At 73.4% G+C, this 17,438-nt stretch carries 10 protein-coding genes and 1 riboswitch; of the genes, 6 read left to right on the top strand and 4 right to left on the bottom strand.

The window, feature by feature from the left end:
* Positions 1–332: 332 nt before the first annotated feature.
* From ACZ4Z1_RS27960 to ACZ4Z1_RS27945, 4 genes are all read right to left on the bottom strand, one after another.
* Complete coding sequence (locus ACZ4Z1_RS27960; protein ID WP_468489393.1) at positions 333–887, bottom strand: hypothetical protein; 555 nt, start codon at positions 885–887, stop codon at positions 333–335.
* A gap of 98 nt (positions 888–985) precedes the next feature.
* A complete protein-coding gene (metE, locus tag ACZ4Z1_RS27955; RefSeq protein WP_468489392.1) occupies positions 986–3,304 on the bottom strand; it encodes a 5-methyltetrahydropteroyltriglutamate--homocysteine S-methyltransferase in 2,319 nt (772 codons plus the stop codon).
* 166 nt (positions 3,305–3,470) lie between these two features.
* Positions 3,471–3,698: riboswitch (cobalamin riboswitch) on the bottom strand.
* A gap of 120 nt (positions 3,699–3,818) precedes the next feature.
* Positions 3,819–4,298 carry a hypothetical protein gene (locus tag ACZ4Z1_RS27950; RefSeq protein WP_468489391.1) on the bottom strand — a complete coding sequence of 160 codons (480 nt, stop codon included), beginning with the start codon at positions 4,296–4,298 and terminating at the stop codon, positions 3,819–3,821.
* A gap of 9 nt (positions 4,299–4,307) precedes the next feature.
* The gene (locus ACZ4Z1_RS27945) at positions 4,308–4,496 is read right to left on the bottom strand and encodes a hypothetical protein (protein ID WP_468489390.1); all 189 of its coding nucleotides are present in this window, start codon (positions 4,494–4,496) and stop codon (positions 4,308–4,310) included.
* 973 nt (positions 4,497–5,469) lie between these two features.
* On the opposite strand from ACZ4Z1_RS27945, the gene ACZ4Z1_RS27940 reads away from it, so the two are divergent.
* Genes ACZ4Z1_RS27940 through ACZ4Z1_RS27915 form a run of 6 tightly spaced genes read left to right on the top strand, consistent with a single transcriptional unit; the run spans position 5,470 to position 17,436 of the window.
* Positions 5,470–6,951 (top strand): 3-phosphoshikimate 1-carboxyvinyltransferase, encoded by a 1,482-nt coding sequence (locus ACZ4Z1_RS27940; protein WP_468489389.1) that lies wholly within the window; start codon positions 5,470–5,472, stop codon positions 6,949–6,951.
* 2 nt (positions 6,952–6,953) lie between these two features.
* Positions 6,954–8,312: an aspartate aminotransferase family protein gene (locus tag ACZ4Z1_RS27935; protein ID WP_468489388.1), complete on the top strand. Its 1,359-nt coding sequence runs from the start codon at positions 6,954–6,956 to the stop codon at positions 8,310–8,312.
* Positions 8,309–9,556 (top strand): Coenzyme F420 hydrogenase/dehydrogenase, beta subunit C-terminal domain, encoded by a 1,248-nt coding sequence (locus tag ACZ4Z1_RS27930; protein ID WP_468489387.1) that lies wholly within the window; start codon positions 8,309–8,311, stop codon positions 9,554–9,556. Before ACZ4Z1_RS27935 ends, ACZ4Z1_RS27930 begins: the two co-directional genes overlap by 4 nt.
* Positions 9,553–10,740 (top strand): 3-hydroxyacyl-CoA dehydrogenase NAD-binding domain-containing protein, encoded by a 1,188-nt coding sequence (locus ACZ4Z1_RS27925; protein WP_468489386.1) that lies wholly within the window; start codon positions 9,553–9,555, stop codon positions 10,738–10,740. Before ACZ4Z1_RS27930 ends, ACZ4Z1_RS27925 begins: the two co-directional genes overlap by 4 nt.
* Complete coding sequence (locus ACZ4Z1_RS27920; protein WP_468489385.1) at positions 10,737–12,647, top strand: non-ribosomal peptide synthetase; 1,911 nt, start codon at positions 10,737–10,739, stop codon at positions 12,645–12,647. Before ACZ4Z1_RS27925 ends, ACZ4Z1_RS27920 begins: the two co-directional genes overlap by 4 nt.
* Positions 12,640–17,436, top strand: coding sequence for an SDR family oxidoreductase (locus ACZ4Z1_RS27915; protein WP_468489384.1), 4,797 nt, complete (start codon positions 12,640–12,642; stop codon positions 17,434–17,436). Before ACZ4Z1_RS27920 ends, ACZ4Z1_RS27915 begins: the two co-directional genes overlap by 8 nt.
* Positions 17,437–17,438: the final 2 nt, after the last annotated feature.

Genomic DNA, 17,438 nt, shown 5'->3' with positions numbered 1-17,438 from the left:
AAGGCTCTTGGTCTAAACCCAGACCGGGGGGGTGGAGTACAACACCTTTTTTCCGAGCGGGGCCCGTTGGGCGGGGGGGGGGGGGGGGAAACCCCCCCCCCCCCCCCCCCCCCCCCCCCCGCCCGCGACCGGGACCCTCACCCCGGCGGCGTGCCAGGGCCCCTCAGCCCTGGCCGTGTGTGCAACCGTCGGCCGTACGAAGACTCTGGCAGTGGCGCTGAATGCCGACAATCGTGGCCCGGTGCCAACTTCCGCGCATCTTCTCCTGGGCCATTGCCAAGTCTGCCAACGTGCCGACGCGCCGATCCGCCGGCGTTCCTAAGACACAGGCTCTAAACGGTGGCCCGCGCCCTCCGCGCCTCGACTCGTGCGGCGGTCATCGGTGCCTGGATGTGGTACACGTCGCCGACCCGCAGGTTGTCCGGTGTGAGGTACTCGCCGTGGCAACTGACGACGGAGACGCAGACCTGGGACTCCGGCTGCCAGAACATCCGGTAGTGCGGCGCGTTCCACGGGTCCGGGAGCTCCAGCAGCGGAATGCCGCGCCGCTCCAGCAGCCGTCGCAGCTTGTCGAACCGCAGCCTGGGAGCGAAGCGCCCGTACCGGGCGCGGATCGCCTCATCGACGTTGTCACGGCTCCGGTGGGCCAGCCTGTGCACCTGCAAGGTGAAGTGGTGACCCGACCAGGGGGCGTCACCGGATTCGCGGTCCCAGAAGAACTCGGGCAGGGCATAGGAATAGCCCAGACTGCACTCACCGAATCGGTTCTCACCGAAGTCCGGCCCCATGACTTCGGCCACGCGGCCGGGAGAATCGGTGTGCCGCAGACCGAGCACGGTGCCGGTGGTGACGACGTTCATGTAGAACGCCAGGGAATACGGGGTCAACTGCTGTCCTCGGCGAGTCGTGACAAGAGCAGCTTACGGAGCACCCGCCGCGGGCCGCCCGCCGCCCGTCTCCGGCCGGCGGGTGGCCCGTCACCGGTTCAGGACGAGGGCAGCTCCGCCCGGACGGTCCGTGCGGCGGCGACGAGGTTTTCCAGGGACGCGCGGGTCTCGGGCCAGCCGCGGGTCTTCAGGCCGCAGTCGGGGTTGACCCACAGGCGTTCGGCCGGGATGGCGCCGAGGCCCTCGCGCAGGAGGCTCGCCGCCTCCTCGGTGCTCGGTACGCGGGGGGAGTGGATGTCGTACACACCGGGCCCGGCCTCCCGCGGGTAGCCGTGCCCGGCCAGTTCGCGGGCCACCTGCATGCGGGAGCGGGCGGCCTCCAGACTGATCACGTCGGCGTCGAGGTCGTCGATGGCCTGCACGATGTCGCCGAACTCGGCGTAGCACATGTGCGTGTGGATCTGCGTCCGGTCCCGCACCCCGCCGGTGGTGAGGCGGAACGCCTCGGTGGCCCAGGCGAGATACGCGGCACGGCCGGCGGCGCGCAGCGGCAGCGTCTCGCGCAGGGCCGGTTCGTCCACCTGGATGACCTGGGTGCCGGCCGCCTCCAGGTCGCCGACCTCGTCGCGCAGGGCCAGCGCCACCTGGCGGGCGGTGTCGCCGAGCGGCTGGTCGTCACGGACGAAGGACCAGGCGAGCATGGTGACCGGGCCGGTCAGCATCCCCTTGACCGGCCGGTCGGTGAGCGACTGCGCGTACCGCGTCCACCGCACCGTCATCGGCTCGGGCCGCGAGATGTCACCGGCGAGGACCGGCGGACGCACGTACCGCGTGCCGTACGACTGGACCCAGCCGTGCTGCGTGGCGAGGTAACCCGTCAGCTGCTCCGCGAAGTACTGCACCATGTCGTTGCGTTCGGGCTCGCCGTGGACAAGCACGTCGATGCCCGCCTCCTCCTGGAAGGAGAGCACCTCGCGGATCTCGTTCTTGATGCGCTCCTCGTACCCGGCCGTGTCGATGCGCCCCGCACGCAGGTCGGCCCGGGCGGTGCGCAGTTCGGCGGTCTGCGGGAAGGAGCCGATGGTGGTGGTCGGCAGCAGGGGCAGGCCCAGGTGGGCCCGCTGCACGACGGTCCGTTGCGCGTACGGCGCCGAGCGGCGGCCGTCGGCGTCGGTGACGGCGGCGGTACGGGCCCGTACGGCGGGGTCGTGGGTGATCGCGGAACCGGCGCGGGACGCCAGGTCCGCGCGGTTGGCGGCCAGTTCGGCGGCGATCGTGTGGGTGCCCTGCGCGAGGCCGCGGGCGAGCGTGGCGATCTCGGTGGTCTTCTGCTGGGCGAACGCGAGCCAGCGCAGCACCTGCGGGTCGATGTCCCGCTCGGCGGTGGCGTCGAGCGGGACGTGCAGCAGGGAGCAGGAGGCGGCCACGTCGACCCGGTCGGCCAGGCCCAGCAGAGTACCGAGTGTTGCCAGCGACTTCTCGAGATCGTTGAGCCAGATGTTGCGGCCGTTGACGACACCGGCGACCAGCCGCTTGCCGGGCAGGCCGCCCGCGGCGGCGAGCGCGTCCAGGTTGCCCGCGGCGGCCTCGGTGAAGTCCAGCGCGAGACCGTCGACGGGGGCCTTGGCGAGCACCGGCAAGGCCTCGCCGAGCTGGTCGAAGTACGAGGCGACCAGCAGCTTCGGGCGGTCGGCGAGGGCGCCGAGGACGCCGTAGGCGCGCTCGGCGGCGCCGAGTTCGGCCGGAGTGCGGTCCTGCACCAGGGCGGGCTCGTCCAGCTGCACCCACGCGGCGCCGGCCGCGCGGAGGTCGGCCAGGACATCTGCGTACACGGGCAGGAGCCGGTCGAGCAGGGTCAGCGGATCGAAGCCGGCGGTGACACCGGGGGCGGGCTTGGACAGCAGGAGGTAGGTCACCGGGCCGACGAGGACCGGGCGCGGCGTGAGGCCGAGCGCGAGCGCCTCCCGTACCTCGCCGGTCTGCTTGGCGGAGTCGGTGGTGAAGACCGTGTCGGGCCCCAGCTCGGGTACGAGGTAATGGTAGTTCGTGTCGAACCACTTGGTCATCTCCAGCGGTGCCACGTCCTGCGTACCGCGTGCCATCGCGAAGTAGCCGTCCAGGGCGTCGGCCTCGAAGGCGGCGCGGTGCCGTTCCGGGACGGCTCCGACCATGACGCTGGTGTCCAGCACGTGGTCGTAGTACGAGAAGTCACCGGTCGGCACCTCGTGGAGTCCGGCCTCGGCCAGCTGCTGCCAGTTCGAACGGCGCAGGTCCTGGGCGGTCTTCTGGAGGGCGTCCGCGGTCACGCGGCCCTTCCAGTAGCCCTCGACGGCCTTCTTCAGTTCCCGGTTCGGTCCCTGGCGGGGGTAGCCGTACACGGTGGCCCGTGCTGCCGCGGCTGCGGGCTTCGCTGTCACGGAACTCTCCTTCGCGAGCGTGATCTTCTCCGAGCCCCGGTGACGGGACGAGAACGCGAAGGAACGACGCACCGGCCGAGCCATGCGGCGCCGAACAGCACCCATGCTCGCCCGGTATGGTCGCCGACCCGCCCTCGAAGGTCACCGGAGTGTCCGCGCACGTATGGACGCACACGGGCAACGGGCAGGTCTTCGGACTCGCGGGCACGCCTGCCGGACTTCGTCCGGCGGACACCTACTGGCCGTCGCTTCCCGGATCCGCGGCCCGGATCCAGTGCGTATGACGGCGGTCGTTCCCGCTCACCGCTGCGGGGCAGTCCCGGATTCCCACCGGGTTCCCTCTTACGACGCGTCTGCCTGGCGGGCAGGGCGAACCAGCTGCACCGGACACAGTAGATCGAGCGCACACCGTACGGACACCCCTGTTCACATGGCGGTACGTGAGATGTGACACCAAGGGCGGGGCGGGGCGGGTGCGGGGCGGGCCGACCGTCTTCCGGCGGCTTGTCCGGCGTCAGCCCGCACTCTCACCCGGGCCGGCTGACTCCCAGCCGGACATGGCCAGTTCATCGTCGCGCAGGGCCCACACGGGCCCGTCGCCCGGGGCGGGCCCCTCGACCACCCGCAAGTGGTAGGGACGGTACTCGTCGTCCGCGTCCTCGACGGTGAACCCGGCGGACGCCAGGATCGCGGCCATCGCCCGCGTCATCGCGGCCGAGACCTCGCCGCAGTGCCGCAGGACGGGGTCGTCCAGCAGCTTGAGGCGGAGCGCACGGGTCGTGCACTCCCGCAGGCGCGGACCGGCCGACCAGTCCACATACACGCCGCCGGCCGCATCGGCGCCGTGATCGACTTCCACCTCCACACCGCCGGCCAGAACGGGATGCAGGCCGGGCGCGCGCACCGGGAGGCCGGCGGCGGCCAGCTCGTCGCGCACCTTCGACGCGAGCGCCTCCTGACGCACGGACTCTTCAGCACTCACCTTCTCGAACATCCGCTCAATCTAGCGGCCCGCGCTGACACCGAACCGGAAATCCGCTTCGGTCCAGCCCGGTTCGGGCGGTGCCGGTTCGGACGAGGTGGCGGCCTTTTCGGCGAGTTCGCTCACCCGGGACACGATCGAGGCGATCTTTTGGTGATCCTCGACGAGCTTCGCGACCGTCGGGGCGGGATCCGGTCGTGCGCGCAGCAACTGGGAGAACAGTCCCCCGTCCTCGCCCCTGTGATGCGACGAGAGAGCGTCACAAAAGGCCAGGCAATGCAGACCGGTACGTCATCGTTCCCCGTGCGGCGCCCGAGATGCGTCCTGACGTGATGGATCCGGCGGCGCAGTTCTTGATGGGCTTGTGAGGGCTGAAGGCTCAGGGCAGCTGTACGAGCGCCGCCGCGGGGAGCCTGGAAAGAACGGGATGCCACGGATGGCGGCCCTTTCGCTTCCACATCTCCATGCCTGACGCAGTCCGTCACCGGCACGCGATGCTGCCGCTAGCCGACCACGCGATGCGGCGATAAGGCAAGCACGGTGCCCCTGTCCCGTCCCGTCCCCTCTCGGACGGGTCCGGATCGGCGCTCACCGAGCATGCCCGGGCCTGAACACGAGGGAACATCTCCGAAATCGGGCGCCCCGCCGCCCCGTCGGCACAGCCTGGTCCCCGCAGAGGGCGACGCTCGCTCAGGCGCGACGCACTTCGAGGACTGGTTGCGGGGGGCCGCCTGAGAGCGGCAACGGTCAAGAATGGATTGCGGAGGGGTGCGTGGGGGAAGGCTGATGTTTTTTTGGGGGTGTTGGGGTTTGGGTGGGACTTGGTGAAGTGGTCAACTATTTATTGACAGTTGCTCTGCGTGGGTGATTGAGTCGGGCACGCCGCGGGGGCCTTGTTCACGGTTTTTCGAACTGTGAGGGAGGGGCGGCTGCCGAACGAGTCCTGTCCGTCGAGCCCTGTCGACCACCACCGAACCTCTCTCCGACATCTTCCGGTAATTCCTTTCTGCCGCGGCAGCGGTGGTTCTGACTGGGATCTCTTCCTCTTCTTGGTGTGGTGTCGGTGTGGCGTTCGCCTGCCCGTGAGCGGTGAATTCCGTGGCGTGGTGGTGATGTCGGGCGCAAGGCATGGCAGGTGCTCTCAGGCGGCGCTGGTTCCGGTGTCCAGGAACAGGAGCAAGGTGTGCTTGACGCCCGGATGGCGGCCCGGAAGGCATTCGACAAGCCGGGTACTGACTCGGCGGATCTGGTGGTGGACGGCGGGCGGGCCGAGAAGGCCGTCGGTGCCGGAGCGCTGAGCGTCCGGGTACCGGGGGACAAATCGGTCAGTCACCGGGCGCTGCTGGCGGCACTGCTTCCCGGTGCGCCCGAGGTTCTGACGGTGCGCAACGCCAACCTGGGCGGCGCCGTACGGGCGTTGCTGCCGGCGATGCGGGCGCTGGGGGTGGAGGCCGGCGTGGACGGCGGCACGCTGACCGTGCGGCGCGGCGTGCCGCCGGTGCCGCAGCGGGTGCGTGAGCATCCGGACGTGGCCGGATGGCCGGAGGGCGTGCCGTACGTGGAGACCGGAGGGTCGAGCGCCGCGGCCCGGCTGCTGATCGGTGTGCTCGCGGGGAGCGGCACCGCGGCGGTGGTGGACGGGGACGAGGTGCTGCGGCACCGGCCGATGGACTGGCTGGTCGATCCGCTGGCCGAACTGGGCGCGGACATCGCGTATCTCGGGAATGACGGCTGCCTGCCCGTATGGGTGAAGGGGGCGGTGTGCCGGTCCGGCAGGACGGTGGAGTTACGCGTGGGCAGCGCGCAGGCGCGGTCCGGGGTGCTGCTGGCCGTGGCTGCCGCGGGGCTGCCCGCGACCGTACGGCACCCGGTGCGTTCGCGGGACCACACCGAGCGGATGCTCGCCTCGTTCGGCGCCGTGCTGGAGGAGGGGGACGGGGAAGTCGTCTGGGGTGGTGGTGCGTTCGAGGTGCCGGGCGTCATCGAGGTGCCGGCCGATCCGTCGCTGGCGGCGTACCCCGTGGCGGCGCACCTGCTGTGGGGGGACGGCGGCACGCTGCGGGTACCGGGTGTCTGCCTGAATCCGACGCGGACCGGGTTCTTCGAGGTGCTGCGGAGGGGCGGAGCGGATATCGAGTACGAGTACGGGAGCGGGGGCGGGAAAGAGGACACAGGCCTCACGGAGGGCCGGACTCGGGGCGGGGAGCCTGTAGGGGCCGTGGTGGTGCGAGGGGGGCTGGAGGGGGTCGAGTCCGTCCGGGTGGACGAACCCTGGCTGCTGCACGCGCTGATCGACGAGGTGCCGCTGCTGGCCGTGGTCGCGGCCCGGCTGCCGGGGACGTCGTGGATCGGATGTGCGCAGGAGCTGCGCTTCAAGGAGACGGACCGGCTGACGACCACGGCGCGGATGGCCGCGGCCTTCGGCGCCCGGGTCGAGGTGGCGGCGGACGGGCTGACGGTGCGCGGCGGCGCACCGTTGCGCGCCGGGGTGGTGCCGGGTTTCGAGGACCACCGGATCGCCATGGCCGCCGCGACGCTCGCGGGGTGCCTGCCGGGGCGTACCACGGTGCGCGGCGGCGCCTGCCACCGCACGTCATTTCCCGACTTCGCCGATGTCCAACGGGCCGTCGGCGCCCGTATCGCGATCGCAGAGGACTCCGAGTGATGATGAGTGAGGCGAGTACCGAGGCGCGGTCCACGGGCAGCACCCTGGGCCCGGATTTCAGCAGCGGCAGCGGCCCCTGGCTGTACGCGGAGGACGGCTCCGCCTGGTTCGACGGGACCGCGGGAAGCGGCGCGGCGACCCTGGGGCACCAGCACCAGGACGTCATCGCCGCCGTGACGGCCCAGGCCGGCCGGCTGGCGCACACCGGCTGCAAGCTGGGTTCGGACGCCCGCAGGCGGATGGTCGAGCGGATCGGCGCGCTGTCCCCGTACGCGGAGCCGGCGGTGCTGCCCACCGCGACCGGCGCGGAGGCGGTGGAGTCCGCGCTGAAGATCGCCCGCGCGGCCACCGGGCACCGGGCCGTGGTCGGCTTCCGATACGGCTTCCACGGCAAGACGGCGGGGGCGCTGACGCTCACCTGGCGGGCGGAGTTCAAGACGTACAGCGGGTTCGAGGACGACGGCGGCCGCGCGCCGGCCGTCATCGCGGAGTTACCCGACCCCCGGGAGCCGTCGCCCGACGACGCCGCGCGTTTCGCGGCCGGGCTGTCCGCGGCGCTGGACGCCGCCGACCGGCGCGGCGGCACCGCGGCCGTGGTCCTGGAGCCGGTGCAGGTGACCGAGGGCGTGCTGGACGTGCCGCCGGCGCTGCTGGACGAGATCGCCCGGCAGGCGCACTCCCGGGGCGCGCTGCTGGTGCTGGACGAGATCTACACCGGGCTGGGCCGGGCCGGGCGGCTGTTCACCGCCGAGCTGATGACCGAGAAGCCCGACCTGACGCTGCTCGGCAAGACGCTGGGCAACGGATTCCCGGTGGGCGCGGTGGTGGGGGAGCGCGCGGTGGTCGACGCGCTGCCGCCGGGGGTACAGACCTCCACCTTCTCCGGGCACCCGGTTTCCTGCGCTGCCGCCGGGGCCGTCCTGGACATCGTCGTACGCGAGGATGTGGCGGGCCGGGCACGGGAGCTGGGGAAGCGTTTGCGGAAGGACCTGGACGCGCTGGCCGCCCGGCACTCCTGGATGCGGGCGGTGCGGACGACCGGCGCCCTGGGGGCCTTCGACTGCGTACGGGACGGGCGACCCGACCCGGACCTGGCGCGGGCCGTCACAGGTGGCGCGCTGCGCGGCCGGCTGCTGCTGTTCGGTGGCGGACCGGAGGGTGCCAGCGTCAAGATCGTGCCGCCCGCGCTGCTGGACGAGGACGGCTACCGGTTCCTGATCGACGCGCTCGGCGTGGCGGTGGACGAAGCCGCGCCGGGGGAGGAACGCGCCGGAACGGCCCCCGCACATCACGCCGCCCCCATACGTCACGCCGGCCCCACGTCTCACACCGCCCCGGCCCCGAACGGCGGCCGCATATGAGCTTCCAGCAGCTCGAAAAGGACGTGCTGGCCCCGGACCTGTGCACCGTGTGCGGGGCCTGCGAGCTGGCCTGCCCGGCCGGGGTGATCGGCTTCGACGAACTGGACCCGGTGCTCACCGTGGCCTCCTGGACCGCCGCCGACTGCGGGCGGTGCACCGACTGCCTGGACGTCTGCCCGGGCGCCGACCCCGGCACCCCGGCCGCCGAGAAGCGGCTGTTCGGCCGCACCCGCACCCCGGAGGAGCGCTGGACCGGGGTCTTCCAGGAGGTGCTCGCGGGGCACGCGCTGGACCCCGTGGTGTACGAGGCGTCCGCCAGCGGCGGCAGCCTCACCGCGCTGCTCCAGACGGCCATGCGGGTGCTGGACGTGACGGCGGTGCTCTCCATGGGACGGGACGCCGAGGTGCCCTGGCGGGCGGCCCCCGCACTGGTACGCGATCCCGGCGACCTGGTGGACACCGCGCAGTCCACGTACCAACTCGCCCCGTATCTGGGCGCGCTACGCGAAGTGATGCTGGAGGAGCCCGACGCCCGGGTCGCCATGTCCGGCGTGGCCTGCCACATCCAGGCGATGCGCAAGCTCCAGGCGATGGACACCGAGGCCGGACGGTGGGCACGCGACCACGTCGTTCTGCTGGTCGAGCCCGCCTGCTCCTCCAGTACCCGCCCGGAGGGCACCGCCGCGGTGATTCGCGAACGCGCGCACGTACCGCTGGAGTCGGTGGTACGACTGCGGTACCGCGAGGGCGAGTACCCGGGCAACATCGGCATCCGCACCCGGGACGGCGCGGACCACCAGGTGGAATTCTGGCAGGCGGTCCGGGACTTCGCGGGGAACAAGACACACCGCTGCCTGTCCTGCGGGGACTGGATGTCGGGGCTGGCCGACGTGAGCGTCAGCGACGGGGACCCGAACATCTTCGCCGCGAGCGTGAGCGGCGAGGGACAGGCCAAGCACGGCCGGGTGTTCATCCGTACCGAGGCCGGCGCGAGGGCGGTGGCCGCCGGGCGGGAACGCGGACTGCTCACCCACGAACCCGTGGACCTGGCGGGCCTCAACCTCGGCCTGGAGCGCAAGCGCAACCGGCGCGCCACGTACGAGCGATCGGGCCGGCCGGTGCCGCAGGGGCCGATACCGGGACACCGTGAGGAGCTGGAGATCGTGCCGGACGAGCGGTGGATCGCGGCACCCGAGCGGGAGACGGCCGTGCGTCGAGGGGCCGATGAGGGGGCGGGGCGATGACGGAGCAGGTGGCTGACCAGCGGACGCCGGAGGCTGTGACGGCGAGGGCGGGGGAGGGGCCGCTCGGTGACGCGGCCCCGTTACGCGTACGGCAGTTGGTGGCGGACGGCAGTACGGTGCCGGTCGTCGAGGAGGTGCTGCGGCAGCCTCCGGGGCGCGGTGAGATACGGCTGCGGGCCGCGTGGAGCCTGGTGAGCCCGGGCACCGAACTGCACTATCTGGACCGCTCGGCGCGCACCGGCGAGCGCTTCGTCCTCGGGTACTGCTCGGCCGGGGTGGTGGACGCGGTCGGTCCGCACGCGTACGGGTTCGCGCCCGGCGACCGGGTGATCGCCATGGGGTGGGGCGAGGCCGTGCACAGCGAGGCGGTCACCGTGCCCTACCGGCTGTGCCGCCGGGTGCCGGACGGCCTGGACCTGGCGGACGCGGTGGTGGCGGGGCTGGCGGCGACCGCGGTGCACGCGGTGGACCGGGCGGTCCTGACGCCCGCGGACGAGGTGGCCGTGGTCGGCGCGGGAATGGTCGGCCAGCTGGTCGCCCAGATCACGGCGGCACGGGGCCTGCGGACGACCCTGCTGGACCTGCGCCCGGAGCGGCTGCGTACGGCGGCGGCGCTCGGGCTGGCCGCAGCGGACGGGGAGCACTTCTCCGCGGAGCAGACGGCCGACGGGGAGCGCATCTCCACGAAGCCGGGCGCGGACACCGGGCAGGCCGGACCGGCCGGGCAGACCGGTCCCGGCGGCCGCTGTGTCTTCCTCTGCGGCACCGGAGACGCCGGCGCCACCGTCGCGGCGGCGGCCCGCTGGGCGGGCCGGGCTCCGGGACGCCCCCGGCTGGTCGGCGTGGGCCGGTTCGCGGCGCACATCGACTTCAGTGTGGAGCTGGGCAACCTCGACATCCGGTACGCGGCCCGCTGCGGAGCCGGATACCGGGACGCCTCGTACGCCCGCGGGCTGACCGGGGCCGTGGCGCCGGACGGCGAGGGCACGGTCACCGAGAACCTGCAACGGGCCCTGGATCTGATCGGCACGGGCGCGATCCGCCCGGCCCTGATGGGACTGCCGCGCCTTCCGCTGGAGCAGGCCGCCGGGGCGTACGCGCGGTTGCGTGAGCGGCCCGCGCACCCCGCCGTCCTCTTCTCCCACGGCGCGGCCGCCGGGCCGGAACGGAGCGCCGCACCATGACCACGACCGCGGCACCCGAAGTACCCACCGGGCACCGGCCGTTCCCGCTCGCCGAGCAGGCCGGAACCCTGGTGCACCGTTTCCTGGAACAGGCCGCCGCCCACCCCGGGCGGGCGGCCGTGGCCACCCCCGAGGCGCGCTGGACGTACAAGGAGACCGCCGGGCGTGCGGCCCGCGCCGCCGCCTCGCTGGCCGCGGCCGGGCTGCGGCCGGGCGACCGGGTGGGGCTGCTCTTCTCGCACGGTGCGGAGATGATCGCGGCGCTGCTCGGCGTACTGCGCGCGGGACTGTCGTACGTACCGCTGGACGCGGCCTATCCCGAGCCGCGCCTCGCCTTCATGGCGCGGGACGCGGGCGTACGGGCCCTGGTGGCCACCGGGCAGCACCTGCCGCTCGCGAAGCGGCTGGCCCGCGACGAGCCGGTGCTGGCGTACGAGGAGCTGGTGGCGGGCGACGCGGCGGAGGACGGCGTACGGGCACGCCCCGACGCGGAGGCGTACGTCCTGTACACCTCCGGCTCCACCGGCCGGCCCAAGCCGGTCGCGCAGCTGCACCGCAACGTGCTGCACCACGCCCGGGCGTGGACCGACGGCCTGCGCATCGGCCCGCTGGACCGGGTCACCCTCCAGTCCGCGTACAGCTGGGACTCGGCGGTGCAGGACACCTTCGCGGCGCTGCTCAACGGCGCGGCCCTGTACCCCGTCGACCTCAAGTCGCTCGGAATCGGCGGCTTGTTGCGGTGGATGGCGGACGAGGAGATCACGGTCTACCACTCCACGCTCCCGGTCTTCCGGGCGCTGGTACGGGCCATGGAGACACGCGGCACCGCGCTGCCCGCGATGCGGATGCTCGCCCTCGGCGGGGACACCCTGCACCTGGCCGACCTCGACGCCGCCCGGCGGGCCTTCGCCCCGCACTGCCGGGTGGCCGGGGCGTACGGCTCGACCGAGTGCTCCTGCGCGCTGCTGCGGGTCGCCGACCGGGACTACCGGCCGCCGACCGGCGTCTTCCCGCTGGGTTTCCCGGTCGCCGGGACGCAGGTGTGGCTCCAGGACGGACACGGACGCCCGGTCGAGGGGCCGGGCGAGGGCGAACTCGTCGTGCAGAGCGACTACCTGGCGCCCGGCGCGGTCCCGGACGGGCGGACGTACCGTACCGGCGACCTCGCCCGACGGCTGGCGGACGGCACCCTGCTGCTGATCGGGCGCCGCGACTTCCAGGTGAAGATCTCCGGGATCCGGGTGGAGACCGGGGAGGTGGAGAGCGCGCTGAAGGAACTGCCCGAGGTACGCGAGGCGGTGGTGATGCCGTTCACCGACCGGCTGGGCGAGCGGCAGCTGGCGGCGTACCTGGTGGCGGCCGACGGGGCGCGGTCCGAACCGGCCGTACTGCGGGCGGCGCTGCGCGGCGTGCTGCCCGACCACGCGGTGCCCACCGCGTACGTGCTGCTCGATGCGCTGCCGCTGACCCCCAACCACAAGATCGACCGGGCCGCGCTGCCCGACCCCCTCGCAGCCCGGGCGGCCGGGCGGGCCGCCGGGCCGCCCGGGGCCGGGCCGCTGGAGCGGGCCGTCGCCGAGGCCTGGCGCGAGGTCCTCGGCACCGGCACGGTGGCGCTGGACGACAACTTCTTCGACCTGGGCGGGACGTCCCTGCGGGTGGCCGCCGTCCACGAACGGCTCACCCGCACCGTCGCGCCCCACCTGCGGATGACCGACCTGTACCGGGCGCCGACCATCCGGAGCCTGGTGCGGCTCATCGGCAGCGGCCAGGAGGACTCCACGGCGGGCGCCGAACGGGGCGCCCGCAGGCGCGCCGCCGCCCGCGGCGGTGCCCGCCGGGCCACGGCCCGTACCCGTCCCGCCGGTCCGCCGCATCCCCAGCAACCAGGAGGAACCAGTGACTGACCGTCCTTACGCCGACGCCGCCGCGGCGGACGGCGCCGACCTCGACGGACGGATCGCCGTCGTCGGCCTGGACTGCCGGCTGCCGGGCGCCCGCGACCACCACGCCTTCTGGCGCAACCTGCTGGCGGGCACCGACCAGATCCGCGACGTGGACGAGGAAGAACTCGCCGCGGCGGGAGTCGACGCCAAGAGCCTGGCCGACGACCGCTACGTGCGCCGGGCCGCGACGGTCGAGGACGCCGACCTCTTCGACGCCTCCTTCTTCTACCTCAGCGCCCGCGAGGCCGAGCGGATGGACCCGCAGCTGCGGGTCTTCCTCCAGTCGTCCTGGAAGGCGCTGGAGCACAGCGGCCACGACTCCGAGCAGTACGAGGGCCGCATCGGCGTCTTCGCGGGCGCGCTGAACAGCACGTACCTGCTGAACAACGTGCTGACCGGGGAGCAGGGCTTCGGCGGCTCGCTGCCCAAGCTGCGCCAGGACCTGGCCACCCTGATGGGCAACGACTCCAACTACCTGGCCACCAGGGTCTCGTACCACCTCAACCTCACCGGCCCCAGCATCTCCGTGCAGACCGCCTGCTCCACCTCGCTGGTCGCCGTGCACCAGGCGGCACAGAGCCTGCTGGCGCAGGAGTGCGACGTCGCGCTGGCCGGCGGGGTGGCGCTGCGCTTCCCGCAGGAGGCCGGGTACCGCCACGAGACCGACGGGATCGCCTCGGCGACCGGCACGGTGCGGCCCTTCGACGCGGCGGCGGACGGCACGGTCTTCGGCAACGGCGTCGGCGTGGTGGTGCTCAAGCGGCTGGCGGACGCCCTCGCCGAAGGCGACACCGTCTGGGCGGTGCTGCGCGGCTCCGCCATCGGCAACGACGGCGCCGACCGGGTCGGCTACACCGCGCCGGGCGTCACCGGCCAGGCCGCCGTGCTGGCCGAGGCGCTGGCCGTGGCGGACGTGGACCCGGCGACCGTCAGCTACCTGGAGGCGCACGGCACCGGCACGAAGATGGGCGACCCCGTCGAACTGGCCGCCGCCGCGCAGTCCTACCAGGTGGCCGGCGCGCCGCCGCTGACCATCGGCTCGGTGAAGGCCAACCTCGGCCACCTGAGCACCGCGGCCGGTATCACCTCGCTCATCAAGTGCGTGCTGATGCTGAGGCACCGCACGCTGGTGCCCACCCCGCACTTCACCGCGTGGAACCCGCAGTGCGAGGTCGAGGGCACCCGGTTCCGTATCGGGACGCGGACCGAGCCGTGGCAGCCGGAGGACGGCGGCCCGCTGCGCTGTGCGGTCACCTCCACCGGCATGGGCGGCACCACCGCGCACGTCGTCCTGGAGGAAGCCCCGGCTCCCGGACCGGCGGCGCGGTCCGCCGCCCCTGTCGTACTGCTGCCGGTCTCCGCCAAGTCCCCGGCCGCGCTGGAGACCGCACGCCAGGAACTGGCGGACCACCTGGAGGCCACGGCGCCGGGCGACGACGCGCCCGGGGCGTCCGGGGAGGACTCGCTCGCTGATCCCGCTCTGGAGGACACCGCCTACACCCTGGCCACCGCCCGCCGTACCTTCAACTACCGCGCCGTGCTGACCGTCCCGGACCGGGCGACGGCCGTACGCGCCCTGCGCAGCGGCGACCCGCGCTTCACCCACCAGGACTCCGGACAGCCCGCCGACCGCCCCGTCGTGCTCCTCCTCCCCGGCCAGGGCGCCCAGCATCCGGGCATGGGCCAGGGCTGGTACGCGCACCTGCCCGTGTACCGCGAGGTGCTGGACGAGTGCGCCGAGTTGCTGAAGCCGCATCTGGGCCTGGACCTGCGGGACGCCCTCTACCCGCGGTTGCGCGGGTACACCGGCGCCCCGTACGACCTGAACCGCACCCGGCTGACCCAGCCCGCGCTGTTCGCGGTGGAGTACGCGCTGGCCCGGCAGTGGAGGGCCTGGGGCGTACGCCCGGCCGCGCTCATCGGACACAGCGTCGGCGAGTACGTGGCCGCCACCCTCGCCGGGGTCTTCCGGCTCCCCGACGCCCTGCGGGTGATCGCCGAGCGTGGCCGTCTGGTCGACGGGCTGCCCGGCGGCGTGATGGCCGCGGTCATGCTGCCGCCCGACGAACTGGCTCCGTACCTGGAAGAGGGCGGCGAGGTCGCGCTCGCCGCGGTGAACGAACCCGCCGTGTGCACCGTGGCCGGGCCCAAGGACGCGGTCCGCGCGCTCACCACCCGGCTCACCGCCGACGGCGTCGCACACCGCAAGGTCGTCACCTCGCACGCCTTCCACTCGGCCATGACGGACCCGGCCGTCGGCCCGCTCACCGAACTGCTGCGCGGCGTGGAACTGCGCCGCCCCGAGACCCCGTTCCTGTCCAACCGGACCGGCACCTGGATCACCGACGAGCAGGCCACCGACCCCGCGTACTGGGGGCGGCACCTGCGCGAGACCGTACGGTTCGCGGACAGCGTGGCCACGGTGCTGGACGGCGAGGCCCCGGTCTTCCTGGAGGCCGGGCCGGGCCAGACGCTGGCCACCTTCACCCGGCGGCACCCGGACCGGGAGACCGGCGTACCGGTCCTCACCTCCGCGGCCCGCGGACGCGACGCCGGTGCCGACCTGAGCGCGGTGACCGCCGCGCTCGGCCGGCTGTGGGCAGCCGGTCTGCCGGTGGACTGGCAGGGTTACTACGCGGGCCGCGGGTGCGGCCGGGTGCCACTGCCCACGTACCCCTTCGAAGGCACCCGCTACTGGGTCGAGCCCGGCACCGGGACACTGACCGGCGCGGGCGGCGGCACCGGCGGCGGGGTACGCAAACTCCCCCTGGACCAGTGGTTCTCCGCCCCGGTGTGGCGCCCTGCCGTGGGCACCCTCGACGCGCCCGCCGAACCGGTCGCCGACCCTGTCCTGCTCTTCGCCGACGCGCAGGGCACCGCCGCCCGGATCGCCGCGCACGCCTGCGCCGGAGAAGTGCTCACGGTACGGGCCGGCACCGCGTACGGGCGGGACGGTGACACCTGGACGCTGCGGCCGGACTCCGAGGAGGACCACGCCCGCCTCGTCGCCGACCTGCTGGCCGAGGAGCGGCTGCCGGACCGGATCCTGCACGCCTGGTCCACCGCCCCGCTGCCCGCCGGACGCGGCAAGGAACGCTTCGAGACCGCCCAGCGGCACGGCCTGTACAGCCTGATCGTCCTGGTCAAGGCGGTCAGCGAGCACGGCGTCACCAAGCCGCTGCAACTCGACCTGATCAGCGCGGGCGCCTACGCCGTCAGCCCGGCCGAGCCGGAACCGGCGGCCGAACTGGTCCCGCTCGCCGTCGCCGCCCGGGTGATCGGCCAGGAGCACGGCAACATCGGCGCCCGGCACTTCGACCTGCCGGCCCCCGCCGATGAGCACTCGCTGCGCACGCTCGCCGCCGAACTCGTCGGACAGCGCCGCCCCGAGGTGGCCACCACGCTGCGCGGCGGCACGCGCTGGATCACCGACCTGGAGCCGGTACGCGCCGACTGGACCGCCAAGGCCGTCTCCCGGCTGCGCGAGGACGGCGTCTACCTCGTCACCGGCGGCCTCGGCGAAATCGGCGCCACGATCGCGCAGTGGCTGCGCCGCGAGTGCCCCGGCGTCCGCCTGGCGCTGCTCACCCGCGACCCGCTCCCCGGCCGCGCGGAGTGGGACGGCTGGCTGGACAGCCACGACGAGGACGACGGGACCGTGCTGCGCATCAAGCGGCTGCGGGCCCTGGAGGACGGGGGCGGCGAGCCGTTCCTCGTGCACGCCGACGTGGCCGACGAGGACGCGCTGCGTGCCGCGGTGGACGAAGTGAGCGCGCGCTTCGGCGCGTTGCACGGCGTCGTGCACGCGGCCGGACTGCCGAGCGAGCAGTGGGACCGGGCGATCACCGCGGCCGGTGCCGAGCAGTGCCAGTGGCACTTCGCGCCCAAGGCACACGGCCAGATCGCCCTGGAGAAGGTCCTGACCGGCCACGACGTGGACTTCGTGCTGCTGCTCTCCTCGCTGGCCGGAGTGCTCGGCGGGCTGCGGCTGCTCGGGTACGGCGCCGCCAACCACTTCATGGACGCCGCCGCCGAGCGGGCCAACCGCGGCCTGGGCCGTACGGTGTGGATCAGCGCGGCCTGGGACGTGTGGCAGCACCACCAGGACGAGAAACGGGCGATCTCCGCGATCGGCCGCAGCATGGACGACAAGGCGATCCAGCCGGAAGAAGGGCTGGAGGCGATCCGCCGTCTGCTGACGCTGCGCGATGTGTCCCACGTCGCCGTGTCCACCTGGGACATCAAGCACCGGCTGGACCAGTGGGTGCGCGACGAGCGGATCGCGCGGCCGACGGCGGGTACCGCCGCGGCAGCGGCCGGCACCGGGGTGCAGGAGGCGGCGGACGACCTCGTCGGGCAGGTGGCGCGGCTGGTGCGCACCGCGCTCGGCGCCGAGGAGATGCCGCTGGACGGGGACATCTTCGAGTTCGGCGGTGACTCCCTGCTGATCGTGCGGCTCCTGTCGGACCTGCGTGACCAGTTCTCGGCGGAGGTGCCGCTGGCGGAGGTGCTGGGCGAGCCGACGCCCAGGGCGCTGGCCACCCTCGTACAGGAACGGCTGGACGCCCGTACGGAAGCCGGTACGGGAATCGCCGAGGCACCCGCCGGAGACACCGAGGACGACATCGAGGCGCTCGCGGCGCAGCTGGCCGTGCTCGATCCCGACGACATCGAACGCCTGCTGGCCGAGGCGCAGCAGGACGGCCAGGACGGCCGAGACCAGCAGGACCAGCAGGAACAGGAGCGCTGACC

Source organism: Streptomyces sp. NPDC030165 (assembly GCF_055573595.1).
The sequence above is the reverse complement of the archived record's forward strand: the minus strand, read 5'-3'. Positions and strand labels throughout refer to the sequence as shown.

What these genes read in the sequence shown, in the direction of transcription:
- ACZ4Z1_RS27950 (WP_468489391.1), bottom strand. Translation starts at nt 4,298, where the DNA reads ATGTTCGAGAAGGTGAGTGCTGAAGAGTCCGTGCGTCAGGAGGCGCTC.
- ACZ4Z1_RS27935 (WP_468489388.1), top strand. Translation starts at nt 6,954, where the DNA reads ATGAGTGAGGCGAGTACCGAGGCGCGGTCCACGGGCAGCACCCTGGGC.
- ACZ4Z1_RS27930 (WP_468489387.1), top strand. Translation starts at nt 8,309, where the DNA reads ATGAGCTTCCAGCAGCTCGAAAAGGACGTGCTGGCCCCGGACCTGTGC.
- ACZ4Z1_RS27925 (WP_468489386.1), top strand. Translation starts at nt 9,553, where the DNA reads ATGACGGAGCAGGTGGCTGACCAGCGGACGCCGGAGGCTGTGACGGCG.
- ACZ4Z1_RS27920 (WP_468489385.1), top strand. Translation starts at nt 10,737, where the DNA reads ATGACCACGACCGCGGCACCCGAAGTACCCACCGGGCACCGGCCGTTC.